This window comes from Phycisphaerae bacterium, from assembly GCA_035384605.1.
Classification (GTDB): Bacteria; Planctomycetota; Phycisphaerae; order UBA1845; family PWPN01; genus JAUCQB01.
Genome location: DAOOIV010000036.1, coordinates 25,875 through 43,579, shown reverse-complemented (window position 1 = coordinate 43,579; position 17,705 = coordinate 25,875). Strand labels below are relative to the sequence as shown.

The following is a 17,705-nucleotide window of genomic DNA, read 5'->3' as shown; positions in this document are numbered from 1 at the left end:
CAGATACGGCAGGTCTCGGTCGCTGCGGCGACCTCGACGCTGCCCTACCATGTGGTCTTGATGGTTTTGCACGCGTTCTGGGTCGTACATCAGCAGGAGGTACACCATGCTGTTGCACAAATGCCTGAATCATGCCGCCTTGTTCTCGCTTACGCTTCTCGCCGCTTGCGGGCGTCCGGCCGCGGAGTTGAGGTTCGATCCTCAACAACGTGCCGGGTTGCATGCCATCGAGATGAACAAGCCGGCCCAGGATTTCTTCGAGGGGGCGGTTCTGGGCAACGGCGGGATGGGGGTGATCGTCTGTACGCGTCCTGATTCGGTCATGATCCATCTCGGGCACAACGGGGTTTGGGACATCCGCGTAGCCGAGAACAATCGCGAGAAGCTGGCGACGTTCGACGAATTGTGGGCCCGGCTGAAGCGCGGCATGCCGGAGGATAAGGCTTGGTTCGATGACTACTGCAAGATGGCCCGAGAGAATTACGCCCAGCCTTATCCGCGGCCCTGGCCGTGCGGATCGGTGTTGCTGGGGTTCGACCGGCGCAAGGCGGAACTGCTCGGGCATCGCGTCCGAATCGATACCGGCAGGTGCGAAGTGGAATTCCTGATCGACGGCCGGACGGTCACACTGGTTCTCTTCAACGAAATGAATGCGGATCGGCTTTGGATGCGGATGGTGGATGCCGAGGGCCGGCCGATCCAGGCGCCGTTTGACCGCGTGCGTCTGATTCCTGAAAAGGGGATGGCCACGCAAACGGCATCCACGGCGGACACGCTCTCGTTCAGGCAGGTGCTTCCGGTGCTGGGTGATGATCGTGACAAGGATAAGGCCCTGCGCGTGGCCGTGCGGGTAAACGGCCGGATCGGCGCGCCGCTGGTGCAGGACGGCCCCTTCGTGGCATGTGTGCAGTTGGAACACGGCATGGCCCGCGTTCTTTCCAAGCCCGAGGCCGAAGTCCCCGAACCCAGCGATGATGCTTTTGCCGCCGCGTCGGCCGAGGCTGCCGGGGCGTGGAAGGATTACTGGAGCCGGTCGGGCGTTCAACTGGACGACGAGTTTCTCGAGCGGACCTGGTACCGCAACATGTACTTTCTCAATTGTGCGGTGCGGCCGGGCGAGGTCTGTCCCGGCCTGTTTGCCAACTGGAGCTACGGGAACATCGGCACCGCCTGGCACGGCGATTATCACACCAACTACAATCTCCAGCAGCCATTCTGGGTGACGTTTTCGTCCAACCGAGTTGAGAAACACCTGCCATACGTGGACCTCGTGGATTTTCTTTTGCCGGTCAGCCGCGAATGGGCGAAGAACCACTACAAGCTGCCGGGGGCGTTTTTTCCGCACTCGGCGTACCCGGTTGAGATGACCATGATGCCGTATCCGGTGCCGACCTGGGGGGCGGAGGTGTGTGAGACGTCGTGGGTTGTGCAGAGCCTGTGGTGGCACTACCTGTACACCATGGACAAGGAGTTTCTGCGAGACCGGGCCTTCGGACCGATTTGCGAGGCAGTTCAGTTTCTCAATGCGTACATGCGACGGCCTGACGCCCACGGACCGCAGTGGAATGATGACAAGTACCATATCTACCCGACGGTGGTGCCAGAACTGCACGGGCTGAAAGTCGATCCGGCGTTCTCCGCCGACTGCATCGTGGACCTGACGCTGACCAAGTTCGTGTTCAAGGCTTACCTGGAGGCGTGCAAGGTGCTTGGGCGCGACCGCGAGGAGACCGAATTGGCCCGGCAGGTCCGCGAAATCCTGGATCACTTTCCGGAATACATCACCGCCCAGAGCCAGCGAGGCAAGGTGTTCGTGTCAGTCTCCGGCGAGAGCCCCGAGCAGGTCTACAACACTCCCAATCCGCTGATGCCGGTGTTCCCCGGTGAGGATATCGGGCTGCATTCGCCGAAGGAAGTGCTCGAGATTGCACTGAATACGTGGCGCAACCAGCGCAACGAAGGCGGCAACGAGCTGGTCTTCCTGAACCTCCAGGGGGCGAGGCTGGGGGTGCTGGATCTCGAGAGGTTCAAACGGCAGATCAGCTATTGCCTGATGCCCAACGGGACGTGCGCGGACATGGTTCTACAGGTCGGCGGTCGGTACTCGGATGAGACGGATTACGCCTTCATGGCGCGGATGGGCATCTGGTTTGAGAATTTCTCGCTGCCGGTAGTGGTCAACGAATGCCTTCTGCAAAGCTATACGGGACAACTGCGGTTCTTCCCGAATTGGCCGAGGGACAAAGACGCGGCGTTCCAGGATCTTCGGGCGGTGGGGGCGTTTCTGGTCAGCGCGGAAATGAAGAACGGCCGGGTGTCATGGATCCGTGTCCGCGCCGAGGTCGGCGGTCCGCTGCGGATCATCAACCCATGGCCGGGCAAGGTCGAAGTGATTCGCGGAGATGCGACGGAGACGATGAGCGGCGAGCTTCTGGAGCTCGAAACGCAAGCCGGAGAGACACTTATCTTTCGGGCGCGCAACTGATAGCTGGCCCCGGAATCCGTTCTGGGGCCTCCCGGTTGACGATTCCGATCGTCATTCAAACGCGAATGCGGAAGGGATTCCGCGAGCAGGGTGGCCCGGAAGGAATTCCGGGCCGAGCAGAAGAGTGGTCCCAGATGGGAATCTGGGACCAGCGTAATCCAAGGCGGCCTTCGGCCGCAACCAAAGAGGGCTTGGTAAGCCCCTATAGCAAAGACGGCGTTCTTACCTGACCGTGGTAAGGTTTATGAAACCATGGAAAGGAGAACGCCGTGGAACGATTCATCGACAAGCATCAGGCCCAGATCACTGGCACGATTTCCTGCTCCGACCGGATCCTGTTCAAGGGCCATCTGCTCCTGGGCCGGCCCGAGGCCATGGAACAATTCATAGCCCGGCAGGGCATTTTGATCAAGGACTTCGGAACGTTCGTCACCCGCGGCCTGCCGCCACGACGTCCGTCTGTTCGCCGCGGTGATGCGCGGTGAGCACCTGCTCAAGGGCTTCTCCAACCGAGACATCCGCCACCATCTCGGCCTCACCACCCCAAACAAGGTCGAATCCCGCCGTCAGGCCGCTTACGTCTCCCGGTTGCTCAAGCGTCTCCACCTGCATGGACTCATCGCCAAGATCCAGCGTTCTCGCCGCTGGCGCCTCACTCACAAAGGGCAGGTCCTCATGACTGCAGTCCTCATGCTCCATGACCGACACTATCCGCAGGCCTTGCACAACCACGCCGCTTGAGGCCCCAAAACATGCGCGCAAAATGCGCACCAGTTGCGACGGAAGGGACTAATGTTGATGACGATAGGAATCGTCAACCTGAAGGCCCCGGAAGGGATTCCGGGGCCAGCGGTAGGAATCGTCAACCTGAAGGCCCCGGAAGGGATTCCGGGGCCAGCGGTTGTACCGGAAGGGATTCCGGGGCCAGCAGTTGTACTTTGAATCGGGGCATCGAGTGTCATGCTACGCCTCGATCTGCCAGTCGCTATCACGGATCTCCACCGGCTGCTCCCTCCGCACTGATTCGAGCAGCTTGAGGGCGACTCGCGTGACCCGCACGGCGTCGACGACGTCACAGGGGTTCTCACCTTTGCCTTCGATGCAATCGAGGAATCGGTCGATGTGGGCGGCGTGGCCTTTGTCGGGGGAGATGAACACCGGCGGGTTCCCGGTGCGGCGGGCGTTATCGAAGGTCTCGGTCACCGCGCGGTGAAACGCCTCGATGCCGCCGTCTTCGATACCGCCGTCGATTGACTTGAACGGATATGTGCGACGAAACGGTTCATCTTCAAGGCCGCGCTGACGCAACTCGACGTGGTGCTCCATGGCCATCGTCACGTGGTTGGCGGTGACTTCGATCAGTTCCTTGGGGTAGTCGAAGTGGCCGCAGATGGTCTGCTGTATGGTGGCCAGCGAGCCATCTGCGAATCGCATGATCAGTGCGAAATTGCCCTGGGCCGAGCCCTCGGCGAAGACGCGGGTGATTGGCAGGGGGTTCATGAGCCACATGGCGACGTCGATGAAGTGGACCATTTCCGCAAAAAGGATTCCCTCGGCGTCGGTTAATGCCCAGTCGACCCAACTGCGGCAGTCGTCATTGACGCGGATCAGGATCTGTGTCTGCTTTTCCTGTGGCATGGCCGCTCGTTTGCCGCCGTCGCTGCGGTCAACCGAGGGGAGATGGCCCCCGGGGCCGTTGCGGGCCTTCTGAAGCAATTGGCACAGATCGTGCATGGCCGGGCTTGAGCGGCGATTGTGGTCGACGCAGACGGGCAGCCGGGCGGCGCGGCCGGCCCGCACGATTTCAACCATCTCGGCGTCGGTGTTGGCGACGGGTTTCTCGACGAAGACGGGTTTGCCCGCTTGCAGGGCGGGGATAATCAATTCGGCGCGCAGATTGGTATGCGTGGCGAGAATGATCGCGTCCACGTCGGGATCGTCGATCACCTCGTGCCAGTCGGCAGTCGCTTTGCGGGCGTGAAAGCGTTCGGCACACTCCTTCGCGACATCGGGATTGAGGTCGCAAACAACCGCCAGTTGTGCTCGGGGGTTGGCGTGAATAATCGGGAGGTGATAGAGCCTGGCGAACGCGCCACATCCGACCATAGCCAAGCGATGAACCCGCATTTCGATATCCTCGCGTCAGCGTGAATTCTATTCGATGAGCAGCACTGAACTGATCTGGAAATCGGGCACCCTGATTGTCACCACACCGTTCGCACGGCTGTCGGGCCTGATTTCCGTGCCTGCCGGGAGCAGCTTGATGCTGCGATTACCGACAAGGCTTTCTGCAAGGCGCAGCCTCGTTCCCGCGACCGTGGGCATTTCGTCGATTACCGGGTCCTGGTTGACCAGGTCATCCTTGTTGAACGTTCCGAGGCTGGCGCGGCTTTGCGGGCTGTGGACCAGATGCACGATGACGCGGTTGCCTTGGCGGTTGAGCGAGACTTCCAGGTGGACCGGCGCTTCGACGTCTGCCAGGCGCTTATCGGGAGGAATCATGTACCTCAGCAGATCGGCGACGATCTCCCGTACGGCCGAGTAACCCCATCGGGCGTAGACCTCCGGCAGCAGGGCGGCGCAATAGACGGCTTGGCCCTTGGCGAGCTTGCGACTGGTGATGGCTGCCAGCCCGGAAGGCTCATCCGAGGGTGGGCTCTGGCGTCGCGAAGTATGGATGGTTCCGTGATTCATCGCCCACACGAGCGGGGCGAGGGTCGTTGTATCCTCCAGCGGTCGGGCCGGAGCGACTTCCAAGTAGGTATACAGAACCGTAGCGGGCGGGGTTGGGAGGATCCGCGGATCGATCCGGATGTAGGCGGCCTCGTTCGCGGGCTGTGCCTCAATGCCCAACAGCTCGGCCATTCTCGCCGGCGGCTTGCCGAAAGCGAGCAGTCTGCCGCCGTTCTCGACGTATTCCTTCAACCGCGCGGTCAGCGCGTCGTCGGCCATTTTCGCCTCGGGGATGAGGACGGCCGTAAACGGCTTGAGGTCTTGCGACGGGTCGATGACGGTGAAGTGGATGCCTGAATCGAGCAGAGCGTGGCAGGGATTGTCCGCACCCATCAGTGCAATCTCTTTCGGCCGCATCAGGGCGACGTAAGGGAGGCTCTCGGAACCGGTGACGTAAGGCTCGATTCTCATAACGTCGCGCAGAACACGGCCGATGCGCTCGTAGACCGCCGGGTCGAGTTGCCCGGAGGGGTGCAGATGATCGCCGATGGTGAGCAGGCAGCCATTGGCCATGGCGGTGGCGGCGTGGACGCGAAGCATTGCCTCGCTGGTGATTCCGCCGAAGTCGCCCCAGCTCTTGTGGAAACGAATGGTCATGGCCGTCAGGGGCACTGCGCCACGGGCGTAGCGGGCATAATACTGCCAGTGATAGAGCGGCTGCTTGTGGCGCCAGCTCTCCAGTTCGAGAACGTCCAACTCGCCGAGTTCATCGCGGCTCTTGGCCCACTGGTGGTTATAGGCGACGACCATGCCGGGCTTGATGCGTTTGACCAGGCGCACGGTCTCTCGCACGAATTCCTCGTTTCCGGGAAAGTCGAAGAAGAGCCCGTCGAGGTCATAGTTGCGGACGCATTCGGCGATCATCGGCCAGAGATAATCGGCGACGTAGGGCGATTCGACGTCCACCTCCATGTCGGTGGGCCGGTCGTTCGGGTCGGTGATCGTCTGGTCGCAGGTGCTGGTGTAGAGTTCATCCGGAGCGATGGAGAAATAGGTCCACACGGCGATGCCGTACCTGCGGCAAGCCTCGATCTGGGCTTTCATCAGATCGAAATCCAGCCCCGGATGTCGCGTCCCGACTTTCGTGTCGTAGTAAGCGTACCCGTGATGTCCCTTGGCGAAGATGCAGATGGCGTTGACGCCGTTGTCTCTAAGCGTCTTGCCGAAGGTTGTGCCGTCGAATCTGGAGCCGATTCCGCGGATGAAGCCGGCAGTGTGAAAGTCGCTGTGGATCTTGCGGCTGATCGTTTTCGACCAGTCGTCGGGCAAAGACGGCCTGGGACCCACAATGGGGGGCTCGGGCTCCGGCTCGGGGCCTGGTCCGCCGTGGAACACCAGACGCAGCCCGGTCAGCGTCGGAAAGGGTGTTTCCACATATTGCGAGGTAAACCGGATCCAGTGTTTGCCGGGCGTCAACGGTGTCTTCGCGAGCGAAACCCATTTTGATCGATGATCGCCGGCTTCCTCGAAGCGCATCCCCTGTAGCTTGCCGTCGATGGTCAGGTACGTGGGAGCGTCGGTCTCGGCCACGTATCGACCCTGAAGCTCATATTCGCCGCCGACCGGCAATTCAAAGCGATACTCGATGAGGTGGGGTACATGTGGGAAGGTTTTCTTGTTGTCGTGCAGCCCGTCCTGATCAACCTTAACGTTGCCGCGCCAGTAGCGATCCAGCACGATGTCAACGGCCTGACCGGCCTGGATGGCTGCCGGCATGGGAGTTGTTTGCGCCCGGATCGGCGGGGCGATTCTCGCGGCAAGGGCTGCGCTCCAGGAAACGAGCGGGATGACCAGGCAGGCAAAACGCATATTCATCGGACGTGCTCTCCGTTCTCAGTCCACGTTGGTCCGCATCGGCAACTCGATCAGACGAATCGGGCCGACCAGGGCAAGCGTCTGATTTCCGATCGCACCCCGCAGGTTCTCGACCCGCAAGCGCAGCGTTACTTGCTTCACAGTCTCAGGTACCGGCGGCAGCTTGACCATGAACCATTCGCCCTGTTCCCGCTGCACGCCGATATCCGCTTCCCACAGCACGTGGTCGCGATGCAAGAGTTGAATCCTGCGGTAACCGGCCCATCGCCACCTCACGTAGTGCAGGCCGATCAGTTCCTTGTTCACATCCGCGAGGTAGATGAGCAGGGCCAGTCGGCTGCGATCACCCGAAATCGGCAGAGCCAGCTCCAGTTCCGCGAACTCGCCGTCCGCGGCCGGTGTGCGGCGGCTGGTGGCGAACGCGGCAACTTTGCCGCCTTCGTGATCGCACAAGCCCGCGATCCAGTTGCCCCAGTAGTACTCTCGTTGGGTGAACGTCGCTGTGGCTCGTACCAGATTTGCGTATTCCCAGCGGCCTGTGCCCCAGTCGACGGGCGGGTCGGCCAACCCTTTCAGCATGTCGGCCCGGACCTTCACAAAGTAATTGTAGTCCGCCAAGCGATTGGCCAGTTCCTTGCGGCGTTTCTCGACCAGGTTTTTCCAGCCGGCGGCGTCCAGGTTGGCCTGCTCCGTCCACCATTTGACGTAATCGTCGATCTTGTCCAGTTGCCGACCCTTTTGGTTGATTTCGTCGATGTCTCGCAGCAAAGGCTCGCGCACGGCGGCGGTCAACCGCTCGACTCGCGCCATGTCGTCGTCGTACACGGCATCGAGCACCGCCCGCTGATGAGCGATCCACCAATACTCCGGGAAAGGCAGTGTTGCGGCTGCTCTCAACGTGGCGACCTCCTTCTCCATCTTGCTCAGGTAACCGGCCTGCAACTGGTCGGGATCGAGCATGCTCTGGACCGGTGCGGCGTGTTTGATCTTCGTCAGCAATGCCTCCATCTGATCGACAAGGGCCAGCCCTCGCCGCCGATCCGCCGGATTCTTCAACCTTGGCGGGCCGGCCGGTTGCCATTCGCCGTCTCCGACGGCGTAGTGAAGCAAGGGCCGTATCCGGGCCAGCGTCTCGTCAAACTCGGCCGCGGCGGCCGTCTGGCTTTCGCCAAACACGAAACCATGGATCCGCGTGCGTGTTGCCTGCCAGTCATGCGCCTTGGGGTTCCAGCCCCACCAGCCGATGACCGGCACCACGTAATACCGGCCCCACGCGTTTCCGCCCCAGGGCATCACGGCCGTGAACTGGCGGCCGGCGTCGGCCAGCAGCTCGTAGCCGGGTCCGTGCCATCCCATGGCCAGCGGCGGAATGCCGGTGTAATCGTGGCTGTTCAGCGTCCGCGGGTAGTTGTGCCACCAGCTCGGCAGGACTTTCAATCCGATGGAACGGGCGGCTTCGACATCCGAATCACAGGGATATCGCGTCCAGAACCACAGGGCCGACTCCATCCCGGGGACGGCCATGATCTTCCGGTTGAAGGGGGCGGCAATGTCCTGGTAGGCCCCTTTGGGCGGGGTGATTGCGATTCGCTCGCCGGTTATCCCGTGTTTGCGACCGAGTTCGAGCACGCGACGGACGATTTCCTCGGGGTTGTCACCCGGTCCCTTGTCATCGAACGACACCCACAGGCCGTCGGCGCCCAAGGCGATGAAGCGTTCGAACATCGCGATGGCTTTGTCATACTCTGTTTCGGGCACACCGGTGTTGACCGTGCCATAGACGAGCATGCCCCGCCGGTGAATCTCATTGATGGCCTGCGACAGCAGGGTTTCTTCCAGTGTGTCGCTCGGCTCGAAGGCATAGATGCCGTTGCGCAGGTCGACGAAGTTGATTCGGGAGCGGAGGTAGCAATCCAACTCGCCCGGTCTCAGATAAAGCTCGACGTTGGTCTGAGGCCGGCCTCGCCATGGAATGCTTGCCCAGTCGCACACCGATGCTCGGACCAGCTCTAACCGTCCGGCGCGTTCCCGAAGCATCTGGAAAAGCGTGTCCTGGCCGTAGATGACGCCGCGCGGGTTGCCGCCGCCGACCACGACGACCTTTCGGTTGTCGTCATCGAGGATTTCGATGATATAGTTGTCGTGGCCGGGGGCTGCCGTTCTCAGGTTGATTTGCTTCTGCCTGCAAAGCCGTTCCAACCATTCGCTCGATGACCGCCGGCCGAGCAATATGGCCGTCTCACAGCCGGCGGGGAGCCGGCTTTCCTCGCCGATCGGCCACTCTTGTCTGAACCGTCGCGACACGCTGTCCTGGAGCAACTGGGCGGCGTGTTTTTCGGGGGCGGTGGCCCGGGTTCCCAACACGATCGTCACGCTGTCCCGGCTGATTTCCAGCGGCGGTTGGGCCGCCCACTGAATCCTTTGCGGTGGCGGGACCAGCTCAGGATGTTGCGGCAACTGTGAGCAGCCGAGGGAGACCGCGCCCCCAAGAGTCATCACAAGCCTGGCAAACGTGTGCATGTCGGACTCCTGTTGATTTGAGGAATGCGCCTGACAAGGTTGATCGTACGTCAGCCGGAAGTCGGCTCTTCGATCTCGATTCCGATTCCAGTTCTTTCGCGGCGTTGCGGTCGTCTCCGGCCGGGGCTACTCGAACTGCAAGGTGCCGAAGTACTCCGGCACATGGAAATCGGGCCGCGGTCTTTCAACCTTGGACCACGTCAGCCAGTGGGGATGTGAGCTGTTGTCGGCGCACTTGAAGAAGTTCGCCCGCCAGGTCACACCCGGTGCCGGTCTGGCGACGTCTTTTCGATACTTGGGCAGGATATCCAGAGGCAGCCGGTACTCGACCACCCACGTGGTCGGCTGCGTGATCTCGGTCTCCACGCGCCTGGGCATGGTGTGCGCGACCTGGATCTTGGCGAGGTCTTCGGCTGCCAGGGCGACGGAGTCCCTGCGCGGGATGATCTGGAAGTGAAACAGCATTGTTCCGCCGCAGTTCATCTCCAGGTTGAAGTAGCCCTTGGTGATGTCCGTGCCCGGCACGAAGAAGAACTCCACGCAACTGTCGCGGCAGACAATATCGTCGTGCTGCCTGGCCACTGCCAGCACGTAGCGGTCCTCGACGCGGAAGATCACGTACAGCGCCTGGTCGTCGTACATCACTCTGACCTGCGTTCTGGGAGAGTGATCGGGCCGGTCTCCCATGTAATGGGTCAGCTCGGCGATCGGCGCGTTCTGCCATTCCGGCTTGTCCCAGTCGGCGTCAACGGTCATCGGGCCGGGGGTTTTCTTCACGTGGTAAGTCATGGTCCTTCCCTTGTCGCTGTTGAATCCCATGGTGGCGCATCCGCACAAGGCGGCGAGGAATCCGCACGCGGGGATCACCACCCAATGTAGTGAAGTCTTTCTGCTCATGGGTTCTCCTTTTCAGATCAGGGCGCGTGGCCATCTCATAACGGATCGGATGGCTTCCCGCAAGCCGACCTGAGGGGAGGTGGGGGCGGCGGGTCGGGCAACAGATCGGAAATGACCAATGACGGGATCCCAATCACCCATCAATGACGAATGACCAAGTCCGAATGACGAATGGGGCATTCGGGTCTGGTCTCGCCACAGTCAATCCGCGTCACTGAGATTCCGGTATTCAGGCTATGGCGGTCATTGGGATTTGGACATTGGTCATTGGCGAACCGCGCGTTTTCCCGAATCGAGCGACTCAAGTCTGATCGACAATCTCGACCTCACGACCGACAGGTTGCCTCAGCCCCAGTGGACCAGGCCGATGTGATAACGTGCCGGCATCTCGGGATGGCTTGGGACGATGCGGAGCGAGTATCCGTATTGTCCGCTGTATTCGCAGGGCACGACGCCGCTGTAACGGTAGACGTTGTCGCCGTTGGAACCCTCGCATCGCAACGGGGTGGAGCTACCGGTGCTGATCTGTCCGCTGGCATCCAGCGGCCCGTAATACAATTCGACGGAGACTTCCTCGGGTTTGATTGAGCCGAGCCGCACCTGGGCGAGGACGGGCAACTCGGTACCGACGGTGACCTCGGCGGGCACCTTCGCGTCCACCGATTCGATTCGCACCTCGCTCCACTTGTCGGTGACCCGTCGCCGCCAGCCGGCGATGTCGCGGGCAATCTTGTAGTTATCCTGCGTAAAGCGGTGCCATCGACGGGCTGCGGGGAGGTAGAAGCGTTCGGTATACTCGCGGACCATCCGGTTGGTGTTGAAGACGGGACAGCAGGTTCGCATGGAGGCCTTCATCATTGCCGTCCAGCGTCGTGGCAGACCGTCGACCCCCCTGTCGTAGAACATCGGGATGAGTTCCTTTTCGAGCAGTTCGTAGAGCGATTCGGCCTCCATGAAATCCTGGTAATCCTGGTTGTTGTAGATCCGGCGATCGCCGATCGCCCAACCATTGGTGCCGTCATAAGCCTCGGGCCACCAGCCGTCGAGCACCGACATGTTGATTCCGCCGTTGGGGGTGACCTTCATGCCGCTGGTTCCGCTGGCTTCGTGGAGTTTGGTGGGCGTGTTGAGCCAGACGTCGACGCCTTCGATGAGCAGGCGGGCGACGCTCATGTCGTAGTCTTCAAGAAAGATGATGCGGTTGCGGACGCGCGGATCCTTGGTGAACGCCACGATCCGCTTGATCAGTTCCTTGCCGGCTTCGTCCTTTGGATGGGCCTTTCCGGCGATGATGACCTGGACCGGCCGCTGCGGATCGGTCAGCAGCTTGCGCAAACGGTCCTGGTTGTAGATCAACAGCGTGGCGCGCTTATATGTTGCAAACCGTCGTGCGAAGCCCAGCGTCAAGGCCTCCGGATCAAGCATTTCCTCGACGGCGTCCACCTCGGCCGGCGGGGCCCCGCGGGCGATCAACTGGGCCTTCAATCGCCGTCGTGCGAAGCCCACCAGCCGCTCGCGCAGCCGCTCGTGCGTTCTCCACAGCTCCGCATCCGGAACCAGATCCACTCGTTGCCAGATCGCCTGGTTCAACGGGTCTTCGGCCCATTGTGGTCCGAGATACTGGTCGAGCAAGTGGGCCATGTCACGTGACAACCAGCTTCGGATGTGAACGCCGTTGGTGATTGCGGTGATCGGCACCTCGTTGGTGGGCACGCCCGGATAAACCGGCCCGAACATCTTGCGGGAGACTTCCCCGTGAAGCTGGCTCACGCCGTTGCTCAGATAGGATAGTCGCAAAGCCAGAACGGCCATGGAGAACGGCTCGTGGGTGTCTTCGGGCTGCATTCGGCCGAGTTGGAGCAGCGTCTGCTCCGTGATTCCCAGTATCTGGCAGTAGGGCGTGAGGTACTTGGTAACCAGGGCCGGCGGGAAGTGGTCGATCCCGGCGGGAACCGGCGTATGGGTTGTGAAGACGGTGCCTGTCGAGACGACCTCGCGGGCCTGCTCGAAAGTGAGCTTATCTTCTCGCATCCGCTGATGGATACGTTCGACGGCGAGGAACGCGGAATGCCCCTCGTTCATGTGGCAGACCGACGGTGTGATCCCCAGCGCCGCCAGGGCCCGCATCCCGCCAATGCCCAGGACGATTTCCTGTCGGATGCGGACTTCCTGGTCGCCGCCATAAAGCCGGGCGGTGATGTCACGATCCTCGCGCCGGTTATTGGGATGGTTGGAATCGAGGAGGTAAAGAATCACGCGTCCGACGGTCACTTTCCAGACCTTGATCCATACGTTTCGTCCGCCCACGTCCAGTTGAACACATAATTGGTTGCCGGACGCATCCAGGACGGGGGTGACCGGCATGGTCGCAAAATCCAGCTCGGGGTAGTCCTCAAACTGATAGCCGTCGTTGGTCAGATACTGGTGGAAGTATCCCTGTCGATACAGGAGCCCGACCCCGTACAGCGGGAGTCCGAGGTCGCTGGCACTCTTGAGATGGTCGCCGGAGAGAATCCCCAGGCCACCCGCGTAGATCGGCAGGCACTCGTGCAACCCGAACTCCGCGGAGAAGTAAGCAATTTTCCCGATGTCCTCATGGCCGTAAGTCTCAGAGAACCACGTAGGGCGCTCCAGGTATGCAGCGAGTTGATCCTGAACACGGCGGAGGGCGGCGATGTAGGCCGGATCGCGGGCCAACCGGTCGAGGCGCTCCTGCCGGAGTTGGGCCAGCATGGCAACCGGGTTGTGTTTCAATTCCCTCCAGAGGTCGACGTCCAGGCGGCGGAAGAGCTCGATGGCATCGGGGTTCCATGTCCACCAGACGTTGTACGCCAAGTCCCTCAGGGGCTTGAGGGCCTCGGGAAGAGCCGGCAGTACCATGAAGCTGCGAACATGAGGCATAGTGTAGCACCATACATCAAGGCAAGAAGCTAGTCGGGCACGCGCACACGTGCACCGTCCGGGTCAGTTCCGGCTCGCTCGCCGTGGGCGCATCTCGTCCCGCAGCAACGATTTCCGGCACATTGTAGCATCGGCAGAAACCCGTTACCGGTCACGATAAAACTACTCTGCATCAGGGGTGTTCGGGCTGTCAAGACTGTGTCTTCACTGGCGGGGAAGCGCTTGCGACGGAATGCCGTCTTACGGGAATCGGGTTGCTGAGCATACGGTTTATCGCCTATTGTTCAGGCTGGCTGGAACAGAGAGCCGGCATGTTGGTTCGAGTGCTGTTATTCGTTTGTTACTCTTTTCAAGATAGGCAGCCAACAGGTCGGAGCCTTTGTGTTGGGTTACCCGACCTGCTGAGACGGTTGGGTCGGGATGGGGCGGTCCACCGGGCATCCACGTTCACTTTCGACCGGTGCGGACTCGCGAGAGGTTGGTTTGACCTTGTTGCGGCTTTGGACGGACCTGGTTTTGCGTGGGGTTGTTTGCCCCATTACGTCGCTCATGCGGCTTGGCGAGCCTGCGTTGGGACTGCGGGGGGCCGGGCGCGCAACCGCTGCCCGCAAACAGCAAGAGCCATAGCCAAGTTTGTCCACGCGCCGAGGCTCAGATCCGCAAAGAGGCCCAAGAGAATCAATGATAGCAGCCGGTCGGATCGGTCGAAAACGGCCTGTTCGCGTCGGGCTGTTTTTTTCGGGCCGTGCAGACCGAGCCACGTTGCTCCGAAGGCGGCGGCGATCACGGCAAGGCTCAGCCAAAAGGGTATCAATCCGCCGAATGCGGGCCCGGTGAAGATGATCGCTTCGGAGAGTTTGTCCGTGAGTGCGTGCCTCGTGATGCTGCTGCCGGCGGCGCCGGCCCGCGCGAGTGCTCCGTCGAGGTAATCAAAACCGCCGTGGAGGATCAAGGCCACGAGACCGGCAAGTCGCATGCCGGAGGCGAACAGGCTTGCTGCCAGGATGCCCATAGCGACTTCCAGCACATTTGCGGTGAAAGGCCTGAGGCCCAGTCGATGCAAGCGGGAGGTCGCGCTGGTGAAAAGACGGTCACCCGTTCTGACGATCAGTGGGCCGAGCATGTGCCTGTTTCTCCCGCAGGCTCACGGGATGCTCTCGGGCATCGGGGGTCCGGTCCGTAGGCACTCCCGCCGAGCGCCCGGGCATACGCATGACATCCTCCGAGGCAGGCGGCAGCCATTTCGCAATCGCGGCATGTTTTCTGCAATCTTGCCGGTGTGATACCGCGAAACAGGCTGAACCGCTCCGAGCTGGACCAGACCCGACTCAAGGGCATCTCCCTGACGTTGCCTGCCACGACATCGGGCATCAGGCGACAACCAACGATTCGTCCATCCGACAACACCCCGCACTCCTCGATCCCGCCGGAACAGAAAAACCCCGAGCACCGCCCGTCGACAAACGCGATCTTGGAGATAATCTCGCAGTGCCCGCCTCTCGATCTGGCAAACCGAATTGCCTCGGCAGCCCGGATTCTCTCGTCGGTGCTCAACGCCATCTCGACACCGGCCCGGCCAACGGGAATAACCTCAACGAGGGCGTGCCGCGAGCTTCCTGTTTCGGCAACGTATTCGAGCAGCCAGGACAGGGAATCGAGGTTGGATGGCATCAGGGTTGTGGTCACCTGCACGTCAAAGCCTCGTTGTGTCAAAAGGCGGATCGAGGCCGATGCCTTTGCGAAGGCGCCTTTCCGGCCGCGCCAGGCATCGTGGAAATCAGGTGCTCCGTCAAGTGAGATCTTGAAAGTCAGGCGACGGCGAAACGCGGTGAGTCTATCCGGCACGCGCTTCGGCATGCAGGTGCCGTTAGTTGAGACGAACACTCGCCCCACCTCCGTTCGCAGCGCTCGTAGCAGGATTTCCAGGATATCCCGACGAAGGAAGGGTTCGCCGCCGGAGATCACCAGCCTGAACACTCCCATTTGCCCGACGTCATCAATCACGGATGAGATCTCGGCAAGCGTCAGCTCGTCGCAGGCTTGCGATCCGTGTCGGCAGTGGCGACACGAGAGGTTGCATGCCCCTGTGACATCGATACTCACCCTCAAGGGTGGATGCATGAATTCCATGGCGGTTCTTCCAGAAGCCCGACGGTCATGAGCTCTCTTGCGAACGTCGACAAGTCGGCCGCGATTTCGGCCGTTGCCCACCCGTGCCGATCGGCGAGAGCGTGGGCGATTTGCGCCCAGGAACGGGTTCCGTCGAGCAGTTCAAGCACCATGCTTGCCGTCCTGTTGGCGTGAAACAGCGAGTCCGACTCGATGTCATAGACAAGCAGGCCGGTGGTCGTTTCTTGCAGCCGTACGCGTTCGCGGCGAAAGCGTGGCTTCTCGTTACCCGGAGGCGCCTCAGTCACACCAGAAATCTCCTTCCCGCGACTCGTCGCGGCGGATCAGGACCGGCCGTTCGTAGGTCGTTGCCTCGCAGGCGTCCGGTCCGGGCCGCTCTGAACCACCGTAGCCCTCAACCCCGGCGCCGTCGGGGCTGACGGTCGTCTCAGTTCCCTGCAGATGTTCGTGTTTTGTGTTCATTGCCAGGCTTCCTTTCTTGAATGTTGACCTGCACGTCAAAGACTGAAACCTCAACCCTGTTTGCCTGCGATGTGGCAAAGCACCGGATCTGCAAAGGTCCCGGTCGGACCGGAGCCGTGAAGCGGAACGTGCCTTCGGACTTCGCGGATACCCGGCCGGCCGAGGCCCAGACTCCGGCCTCCATGCGCTCTGGGGCGGTGACCGTTCCGGCATTGAACCGAACAACTGCGCTCTCACCGGGACGCATGTGAGCAGGAATGCCGGACCAAGCCGCCGAAGACACATCGCCGTCGTCTCGTCGCAACAATGGCAACCGATCGGAAAGTTGCAGGACCATCCGTTCCGCGATCTGGCGGGCCTCGGGCACAGACACGTCCCCGCCGACGCGGCAGAGCAGCCGGCCCAGGCGGAATCGCACCGCCGCCTTGTCGTCTTCATCCCAGATCCATGCCTCGTCAGCGATACCATCGAGGCCGCGCGGCTTCACGGGCATGAGGTCATGCGAGAGGAGGGCTGCGTTGCGGGCCTTTGCGGAATTCCCGAAGAGGCCGACGGTAACCGCGAGGCGTTTGTCCGTGTTGGCGGCCTTATACAGGTAGTGATAACCCAGCCCGACGTGGCTCAATCGTTTGTTTTGAAGCTCATATCCTGAGGGGAAGGCTGCGGCTAGTTCCTCGATCGGGACGCCGTCACTTGGCTGCTCTCCATCACGCAGGGCAGGTACCGTGCTCGGATTAGCAGGTGGTGAGTCTTGGCCGCGCGGCGACGTAGCTCCTTTCTCGCAGCCTGCGGCAATAAGCAGAGCCGGGAGCAATCCGAGCAACAAGGCGAATGCGGTCTTTATCATCTGCGTTACCCTTTATGCAAGACGCCGCGAGCTGCGGACCAGACGGTCGACCAGCACGTTGAGCATCTCCAAATCGGTCGTGGCCACGAATCCCTTGCCCACCGTCGCCGACCGCTGATCACCGCGCGGCGGGGGGCGTGCTGAGGGATATCGATTGAAATCTCCGCACCGTCTGTAGCGCGGAATGGTTTGGCCGGGGTTGCCACAACGACGACGAGATCAGGCTTGATGGGCCGGTCGAGGATCGTCCAGCCGGGCTCAACGGCGGCCCGATCCAACGCCGCCTTGACCGACTCGACGGTCGGCCCCGCAAGCCATGGACAGCGGTCTTTTGTTGTCCAGGCCAGACCGTAGATGATCCGATGGAACACGTTTTCGTCGGTGCGGAACAGCTCATGGAGCTTCCGTTTGACCCGGCCGAGGGCCGAAGGCGGATGCACCACCCTGATGGAGCGAGCTTTTTCGGCGTCGCGGACGATGTCACCTTTGCGCTGAAGGGCGGCGAGATGTCCGCGCACGGCGTTGATGCCGGCCAGCCCCAGCGCGGCCGTGATCTGGCGAAGGGTGGGCGGAAACCTGCGGTCGCGGAGAAAGTCTACCGCGAATCGCAATACGTTGAGTTGCCGGCCTGTGAGTGGTCTGGCGGTCACGGCGGTCCCCGTATAGTGTACTTATGTACAGTGTACGACATAACAGTCAGCCTGTCAAGCGGCTCGGCGGGCGATCAAACGGATTTCGTGACACATCCCGCGAGGGCGCGCCGTGGGTGCCGCAGCCGGCTTGCTTGCGGGCACACGAGGCGCCGGCAAACAGGTTTTGGGGTACTGCCTTGGCTTGGTGCCGTTTTCGGTTGGTCAGTCTTGCACGGACCCGTGTTGCGCCGGCGGGCGGTTACAGAGGCCCCAGGGGATTCTG

The 17,705-nt window shown here is 61.5% G+C and carries 14 protein-coding genes; 3 read left to right on the top strand and 11 right to left on the bottom strand.

The window, feature by feature from the left end:
• The first annotated feature begins 106 nt into the window (after positions 1-106).
• The 3 genes from PLL20_10155 (at position 107) to PLL20_10145 (ending at position 3,226) form a co-directional block, all read left to right on the top strand.
• On the top strand, positions 107-2,485 hold the full coding sequence (locus tag PLL20_10155) for a glycoside hydrolase N-terminal domain-containing protein (protein HPD30348.1): 2,379 nt from the start codon (positions 107-109) through the stop codon (positions 2,483-2,485).
• Between the two features lie 269 nt (positions 2,486-2,754).
• Positions 2,755-2,970 (top strand): hypothetical protein, encoded by a 216-nt coding sequence (locus tag PLL20_10150; GenBank protein HPD30347.1) that lies wholly within the window; start codon positions 2,755-2,757, stop codon positions 2,968-2,970.
• Positions 2,960-3,226, top strand: coding sequence for a hypothetical protein (locus PLL20_10145; GenBank protein HPD30346.1), 267 nt, complete (start codon positions 2,960-2,962; stop codon positions 3,224-3,226). Before PLL20_10150 ends, PLL20_10145 begins: the two co-directional genes overlap by 11 nt.
• A gap of 222 nt (positions 3,227-3,448) precedes the next feature.
• Here PLL20_10145 and PLL20_10140 read toward each other — a convergent pair whose 3' ends face one another.
• From PLL20_10140 to PLL20_10090, 11 genes are all read right to left on the bottom strand, one after another.
• The gene (locus PLL20_10140) at positions 3,449-4,612 is read right to left on the bottom strand and encodes a Gfo/Idh/MocA family oxidoreductase (GenBank protein HPD30345.1); all 1,164 of its coding nucleotides are present in this window, start codon (positions 4,610-4,612) and stop codon (positions 3,449-3,451) included.
• A 27-nt stretch (positions 4,613-4,639) separates the two neighbouring features.
• The gene (locus PLL20_10135) at positions 4,640-7,033 is read right to left on the bottom strand and encodes a beta-galactosidase trimerization domain-containing protein (protein ID HPD30344.1); all 2,394 of its coding nucleotides are present in this window, start codon (positions 7,031-7,033) and stop codon (positions 4,640-4,642) included.
• 18 nt (positions 7,034-7,051) lie between these two features.
• Positions 7,052-9,553: a glycoside hydrolase family 20 zincin-like fold domain-containing protein gene (locus PLL20_10130; GenBank protein ID HPD30343.1), complete on the bottom strand. Its 2,502-nt coding sequence runs from the start codon at positions 9,551-9,553 to the stop codon at positions 7,052-7,054.
• 126 nt (positions 9,554-9,679) lie between these two features.
• Positions 9,680-10,450 (bottom strand): carbohydrate-binding family 9-like protein, encoded by a 771-nt coding sequence (locus tag PLL20_10125; protein HPD30342.1) that lies wholly within the window; start codon positions 10,448-10,450, stop codon positions 9,680-9,682.
• 345 nt (positions 10,451-10,795) lie between these two features.
• Positions 10,796-13,351, bottom strand: a complete 2,556-nt coding sequence (glgP, locus tag PLL20_10120) for an alpha-glucan family phosphorylase (GenBank protein HPD30341.1) — start codon at positions 13,349-13,351, stop codon at positions 10,796-10,798.
• 547 nt (positions 13,352-13,898) lie between these two features.
• Positions 13,899-14,474: a hypothetical protein gene (locus PLL20_10115; protein ID HPD30340.1), complete on the bottom strand. Its 576-nt coding sequence runs from the start codon at positions 14,472-14,474 to the stop codon at positions 13,899-13,901.
• Positions 14,459-15,481: a radical SAM protein gene (locus tag PLL20_10110; GenBank protein ID HPD30339.1), complete on the bottom strand. Its 1,023-nt coding sequence runs from the start codon at positions 15,479-15,481 to the stop codon at positions 14,459-14,461. Before PLL20_10110 ends, PLL20_10115 begins: the two co-directional genes overlap by 16 nt.
• Complete coding sequence (locus PLL20_10105; protein ID HPD30338.1) at positions 15,457-15,768, bottom strand: PqqD family protein; 312 nt, start codon at positions 15,766-15,768, stop codon at positions 15,457-15,459. Before PLL20_10105 ends, PLL20_10110 begins: the two co-directional genes overlap by 25 nt.
• On the bottom strand, positions 15,761-15,943 hold the full coding sequence (locus PLL20_10100) for a hypothetical protein (GenBank protein HPD30337.1): 183 nt from the start codon (positions 15,941-15,943) through the stop codon (positions 15,761-15,763). Before PLL20_10100 ends, PLL20_10105 begins: the two co-directional genes overlap by 8 nt.
• Complete coding sequence (locus PLL20_10095; GenBank protein ID HPD30336.1) at positions 15,909-16,790, bottom strand: hypothetical protein; 882 nt, start codon at positions 16,788-16,790, stop codon at positions 15,909-15,911. The genes PLL20_10100 and PLL20_10095 overlap by 35 nt, the downstream gene beginning before the upstream one ends.
• 5 nt (positions 16,791-16,795) lie before the next feature.
• Complete coding sequence (locus PLL20_10090) at positions 16,796-17,440, bottom strand: hypothetical protein (protein ID HPD30335.1); 645 nt, start codon at positions 17,438-17,440, stop codon at positions 16,796-16,798.
• Positions 17,441-17,705 lie beyond the last annotated feature (265 nt).